This is a genomic window from Flavobacterium sp. (genome assembly GCF_044377315.1).
GTDB lineage: Bacteria > Bacteroidota > Bacteroidia > Flavobacteriales > Flavobacteriaceae > Flavobacterium.
Window position 1 is genome coordinate 22,708 of record NZ_JBILJG010000033.1, and the last position, 6,746, is coordinate 29,453.

Annotated in this window: 5 protein-coding genes; 2 read left to right on the forward strand and 3 right to left on the reverse strand. The window is 32.8% G+C overall.

Features of this window, described 5'->3' with window-relative positions; genetic code table 11:
* Nucleotides 1-19: 19 nt before the first annotated feature.
* Nucleotides 20-1,702: an amino acid permease gene (locus ACIQ66_RS10120; protein WP_396212679.1), complete on the reverse strand. Its 1,683-nt coding sequence runs from the start codon at nt 1,700-1,702 to the stop codon at nt 20-22.
* Between the two features lie 223 nt (nt 1,703-1,925).
* Here ACIQ66_RS10120 and katG point away from each other — a divergent pair, with 223 nt between their 5' ends.
* Nucleotides 1,926-4,112, forward strand: coding sequence for a catalase/peroxidase HPI (gene katG / locus ACIQ66_RS10125; RefSeq protein ID WP_396212680.1), 2,187 nt, complete (start codon nt 1,926-1,928; stop codon nt 4,110-4,112).
* A gap of 92 nt (nt 4,113-4,204) precedes the next feature.
* Here the strand turns inward: katG and ACIQ66_RS10130 are convergent, their stop codons facing one another.
* Entirely contained in the window at nt 4,205-5,014 is an 810-nt protein-coding gene (locus ACIQ66_RS10130) for a lysophospholipid acyltransferase family protein (RefSeq protein WP_396212681.1), read from the reverse strand.
* 46 nt (nt 5,015-5,060) lie between these two features.
* Nucleotides 5,061-5,699, reverse strand: a complete 639-nt coding sequence (locus tag ACIQ66_RS10135; protein ID WP_396212682.1) for an NUDIX hydrolase — start codon at nt 5,697-5,699, stop codon at nt 5,061-5,063.
* Nucleotides 5,700-5,751: 52 nt separating this feature from the next.
* Between ACIQ66_RS10135 and ACIQ66_RS10140 the strand changes: the two genes are divergently transcribed.
* Nucleotides 5,752-6,183: a DUF4268 domain-containing protein gene (locus ACIQ66_RS10140; RefSeq protein ID WP_396212683.1), complete on the forward strand. Its 432-nt coding sequence runs from the start codon at nt 5,752-5,754 to the stop codon at nt 6,181-6,183.
* The last annotated feature ends 563 nt before the right edge of the window (nt 6,184-6,746 follow it).

A 6,746-nucleotide genomic window follows, 5' to 3' on the forward strand; every position in this document is an offset into this window, starting at 1 on the left:
TCTTTTGCTTCTTTTGTGATTAATTAACTTTAATGTTATTCAATTTACTATTTTTATATCCATACATAAAATAGAAAATCAACCCTAAAACCAACCAACATCCAAACCACATCCAGTTAGAAACAGCCATTCCTGTTAGCAAATAACAACACGAAACCAATCCTAACAAAGGAATTAGTGATAAGTTTTTGATAAATGCTAAGACTACCATTACAGCACAAATAAAAAGAAAAACCAACATTGGCAAATTTGTCGCAATTTTTCCATCTGAAAAATCTAAAATATCGGTAAAAAATGTTGGGACATACATTTGAATTAAAATAATTGCAAAAATCATAATTGCTGGAAAAATGAATTTAGAATTTACATACGGAATTCTGAATTTACCTTTGGTGGCTCTTTCAGCTAATTCGGCTTCACTTTGTGGAGAAAGCATCAAAACACCACCACAAACCAAAACAAACGCAAATAAAGTTCCGATACTTGTAAAATCAAGCACAAAATTCTCATCGGTAAAAAATATTGGAAGACCAACTACCAAACCAGTTACAATTGTTGCAAAACCAGGCGTCTTATATTTTGGATGAATTTCTGAGAATTTCTTTGGCATTAATCCATCTCTAGACATTGTCATCCAAATTCGAGGTTGTCCCATTTGAAAAACTAACAACACACTTGTCATAGCAACAACTGCAGCTATTGACACAATAAACAACATCCATTTTACACCTTTTAAAGCAAAAATTTCAGCTAAAGGATCACTAACACCAAGTAATTCGTAAGAAACCATTCCGGTGATTACTAATGCTAAAACTATAAACACTACAGTGCAAATTACCAACGAATAAATCATACCTTTAGGTAAATCTCTTTGCGGATTTTTACTTTCTTCTGCCAGTGTTGAAACGGCGTCAAAACCAATGTAAGCAAAGAAAACAGCTGAAATTCCTGTCATAACACCGCTAAAACCATTTGGCATAAAGGGTGTCCAATTGTCAATATCTACATAAAAAGCACCTACAACAATAACTAACAAAATAATAGCTAACTTAATATAAACCATTGCATTACTAAAATTTTTAGACTCTTTTGTTCCTCTATAAACCAAGTATGTAATTAGAATATTAATGATTACTGCTGGCAAATCGAAAATGATTTTTAATCCTCCAATTACTGGTGCATTTTGCCAGGCTGTTATACCTTCAACTCCTTTATTGGCTGCAAAAGCATCTTGAGCAGATTTATAATTTATGGTCAAATATTCGGGTAAATGAATATGAAATGTTTCTAATAAATTGGTAAAATAGCCACTCCATGAAAATGCTATGTATATATTTCCGATAGAATATTCCATAATCAACGCCCAACCAATAATCCATGCAAATAATTCTCCAAAAGAAACATAAGCATAGGTGTAAGCGCTACCTGAAACTGGAACACGAGAAGCAAATTCGGCATAGCACATTGCTGTAAAACCACAAGCAATAGCACACATAATATAAAGAAGAACAACAGCTGGTCCGCCCGAAAAACAAGCATTTCCAATAGCACTAAAAGTTCCACCACCAATAATTGCTGCTATCCCAAAAAAGGTTAAGTCTTTAACTGTTAATACTTTATTTAATCCAGAATGTTCAACATCGCCACCTTCTTGTAAAATTTTAGCGATTGGTTTCTTTCTGAGTAAATTAGATAAAGACATCTTGATAGTTTATTAATGTTAGTGTAACAAATATAATATAATTTCACAATAAACTACAAAATAGAAGAAAATAGAAACTATAAGTAAAAACTATTAAAAAATAAATTTAAAACATAAATTATCTATAGTTCTATGATTTTAAATTTATAAATTTGTAGCTAATAAAATTCAATAAAATAATTTATACCTAAATAGTTTTAAAATAAAATAATAAATAAAATTTATGGAACATTCAAATGACATTAGCAAATGCCCATTTCATCAAAACCAAAAAGGTTTGAGCGATGGTGTAAAAAACCAAGATTGGTGGCCAAAATCACTAAACTTAGACATTCTTCATCAGCATGATACTAAAACCAATCCGCTTGGAGCAGATTTTAATTATTCAGAAGAATTTAAAAAATTAGATTTAGAAGCACTAAAATCGGATCTAAAAAATTTAATGACCGATAGTCAAGATTGGTGGCCAGCAGATTGGGGTCACTATGGCGGATTGTTTATTCGTATGGCATGGCATTCAGCTGGAACGTACCGAATTTCTGATGGTCGTGGTGGTTCTGGAACAGGAAATCTTCGTTTTGCACCATTGAACAGTTGGCCGGATAACGGAAATTTAGACAAAGCTAGAAGATTATTATGGCCTATCAAAAAGCAATATGGCAACAAAATTTCTTGGGCAGATTTAATGATTTTAGCTGGAAACATGGCTTATGAATCCATGGGCTTAAAAACGTTTGGATTTGCAGGTGGTCGTGAAGATATTTGGCATCCAGAAAAAGATATTTATTGGGGTGCAGAAAAAGAATGGTTAGCAGCATCGGGCGGCGAAGGTACAAGATATTCTGGTGAAAGAAACCTTGAAAATCCTCTTGCAGCCGTGATGATGGGATTAATCTATGTAAACCCAGAAGGTGTTGATGGAAAACCAGACCCATTAAAAACAGCACACGACGTTCGTGTAACCTTTGAAAGAATGGCAATGAACGACGAAGAAACTGTGGCATTAACCGCAGGAGGTCATACTGTAGGAAAAGCACATGGAAATGGCGACGCATCAGTATTAGGAAGAGAGCCAGAAGCTGGAGAAATTGAAGAACAAGGCTTTGGCTGGAAAAATCCAAAAGGAAATGGAAACGCTGGAGATACTGTAACCAGTGGTTTAGAAGGTGCTTGGACAACAAACCCAACAAGATGGGACAATGAATACTTCGATTTGTTATTAAAATACGATTGGGAATTAAAGAAAAGTCCAGCTGGAGCATGGCAATGGGAACCTATCAACATCAAAGAAGAAGACATGCCACTTGACGCTCACAACCCTTCAGTGAGAAGAAATCCAATTATGACCGATGCCGATATGGCAATGAAAATGGATCCTACCTATAGAGAAATTTCGGAACGTTTTCATAAAGATCCTGCTTATTTTTCTGATGTTTTTGCAAGAGCTTGGTTCAAATTAACCCACAGAGATTTAGGTCCAAAAGAAAGATATTTAGGTGCAGATGCTCCTTCTGAAGATTTAATTTGGCAAGACCCAATTCCAAAAGTAGCCTATTCGTTGTCTGCTACTGAAACAGAAGAATTAAAAGCAAAATTATTAAATTGTGGATTAACTAGAGCGGAACTCATTAACACGGCTTGGGATAGTGCAAGAACATTTAGAGGTTCAGATTTTAGAGGTGGTGCAAATGGCGCTAGAATTAGCTTAGATCCACAAAAAAATTGGGTTGCAAACGAGCCTGAGAGACTTCAAAAAGTTTTAAATAAACTTACCGAAATTCAAGCTGGATTAAGCAAAAAAGTAAGTTTGGCTGATTTAATTGTGTTAGGTGGAAGTGCAGCAATTGAAAAAGCAGCTCAAGATGGCGGATTTAATGTAACAGTTCCTTTCCACGCTGGAAGAGGAGATGCAACACAAGAAATGACTGATACAGAATCGTTTGAAGTTTTAGAGCCTACAAATGATGCCTTTAGAAACTTTATGAAATCTAAATATGTAGTGCAACCAGAAGAATTAATGCTAGATAAAGCACAATTATTAGGATTAACTGCAGCCGAAATGACGGTTTTAGTTGGAGGAATGCGTGTTTTAGGTACCAACTTCGGCGGAACAAAACATGGTGTTTTCACTAACAATGAAGGTGTTTTGACCAATGATTTCTTTGTAAATTTAACCGATATGAATTATAGTTGGAAACCAGTTGGTGACAATTTATACAATATTGTTGACAAAAAATCGGGTGCTACAAAATGGACTGCAACTAGAGTAGATTTGATTTTTGGATCAAATTCTATTTTAAGATCGTATGCCGAAGTATATGCACAAGATGATAATAAAGAAAAATTTGTTCATGATTTTGTAAAAACTTGGGTAAAAATAATGAATTTAGATCGTTTTGATTTGAAATAATTGCTCTTGAGGTATATTATAATAGATAAGCCGTCTCAAAAAGACGGCTTATTATTTTTCTATATAATCTAATAGAAACAATCTAAATTATATTAATATTCCCAAAGTCTTTGCTTATTTAATTTTTCTTGTTCTTCAATATCTTCAGCCGGGATGACTTTTAAAAATGATGGATGTTGCTCAATTGCATATTCTACTTTTTCAACAATCTCTTCAATCGTTTCATTTTCATAATCAATTTCTAATGGTTTTTTAATTATAAAAGATTGTAAAATTCCTTTCTTTTTCATTCGCAATCCTTTTTTATCAAATGAACGCCTGAAGCCATCAATCACAATTGGAACTACAATAGGTTTATGTTGTTTAATAATATGAGCTGTTCCCTTTCTTACAGGTTTGAATGATTTTGTAGTTCCTTGTGGGAAAGTAATTACCCAACCATCTTCAAGTGCAATTCTAATATTTTCAGTGTCATTAGGGTTTATTTCTCGTTTTTCTGTGATATCTTTACCTTTTACTCTCCATGTTCTTTCAACAGTTATTGCTCCAACATAGGCTAGAATTCTTGGTAAAAGCCCAGCTTTCATAGTTTCACTTGCAGCAACATAATAAATATTCATTTTGGGTTGCCACAAATAACCAACATTTTTTATAGAATCTGTTCTGCCAGACAAACTTGCGTTAAAAACATGAAACATTGCTACAACATCAGCAAAATAAGTTTGATGATTTGAAATAAACAAAACATTTTTGTCAGGCAATTGTTTTATAATTTCCGAACCTTCAATATACAATTCATTAAAACCTCTATAACGTCTATGAGTAATCACTCCAAAAATACGGATTAACAACTTTTTAATAAATAAAATATGACCAAATGGATTTCTTTTCAATAAACTCATGATTCTTTAAGAAATTTGAATGGCAAACTTACAAAAAACTTAGCTTTCAAATTACTCTTTTTAAAACATCTTTTAATTCACTTAACATCATAGCTGTAGCACCCCAAACATAATAATCTTCAATTTTAAAAGCAGGAACCTCAATTGATTTAGAATAAGAAGTATCCATAACCTTTTTCACCAAAATAGGATCATCAAGAAAATTAACCAATGGAAATTCAATTATTCCAGCAACTTCATGAGCATCTAAAACAAAATTAAGTTCTTGATTTGAAATAGCAAAAAAAGGATAAACCATAAAATTACTTGGCGGTATATAAACGCTCGTAAAAGACCTAATAACCTCAATAGTGCTTGGTTCAATCCCAATTTCCTCAAACGTTTCTCTTAAAGCAGTTGCCGAATAATCAGCATCACTATATTCAACTTTGCCTCCAGGAAAAGCAATTTGAGAAGAATGAACTCCATTGTAAGAAGTTCTTTTAATCAATACTAAATGTGTTTGATTATTTTTTGGATAAAAAAGCATCATCACGGCCGCTTCTTTTGGGTTTAAATTTTCAAGATTAAAATGCTTCATAAGCTGAATTCGCTCAGGTGGTGCCATTTTATTATGCGCATTTTCGGCTGGTAGTATTTCTTTTACTACATTTGGAATAATTTTTAAAAAAGCATCAAAATCCATACAATCAGTTTATATATTATAAAAATACAAAACTAAATCTCCAAAAACAAATATGTATAGTCGAGAAGAAACACAAGAACTTAAAAGAGCCTTTTGGATTGAATTTGCCGAAAAATACCCCAGAAAATGGCTTCTCTATAATACAAAAATAAAAGACTTTACTTTCAAATTTTTTATAGATAATAAAAAAGCACAAGTTTCAATCGACATAGAACCTAAAGATGACGCCAAAAGAATTGCCTATTTTGAAAAACTAGAATCCCTAAAAAACAGTATTGATGAAGAGTACCTAAAAGATTTAGTATACGAAAAAAACTATTATTTAGAAAACGGTAAAGCAATAAGTCGAATTTGGGTTGAAAAATCAGGCGTATCCATTAGTAACAAAAGTTATTGGGATGAGATTTTTGACTTTTTTAATGACAAAATGAATGCTCTAGAACTTTTCTATGAACAATATGATGAATACATAAAAGATATTTAAAAACTATTCAATTTGTATGGCGTGCCCCAAGGTTCGTGCTATACGCTATATCTTTTCTTTTTTAAAGAAAAAAAGAAAAGGATGCCGCTCCTATAACTCACGCGGTAAGAATATATATCAACGATTGATTTAAAAATTAGAGAATTATTAGATTTAAAAAAAACTATCCATTTTTTCTAGATACTGTTACATCATAAAACAAAAAAACTCAATCTAACAAGACTAAGGTTTTCTAAAAAAAGGCGGCCAATAGATGCCAACGGCCGACACATTGCCACCAAAAAAAGAAAGCCTCGACTTTTGTTCGGGGCTTTACTAAAAAAAGGCGGCGACATACTCTCCCACAAATTGCAGTACCATCTGCGCAGGCGGACTTTAGACTAACAAATATTTATGCTTAAATTTTGTTGCTCCACAGGTTTTAGGATTGATCCGACTTAACTTCTCTGTTCGACAATCTTTAATTAATTTTTTCTAAAAATTTTTAGCAACAAAAAAACCCTATCCGATTTGGATAGGGTTTTCTAAAAAAAGGCGGCGACATACTCTCCCACAAATTGCAG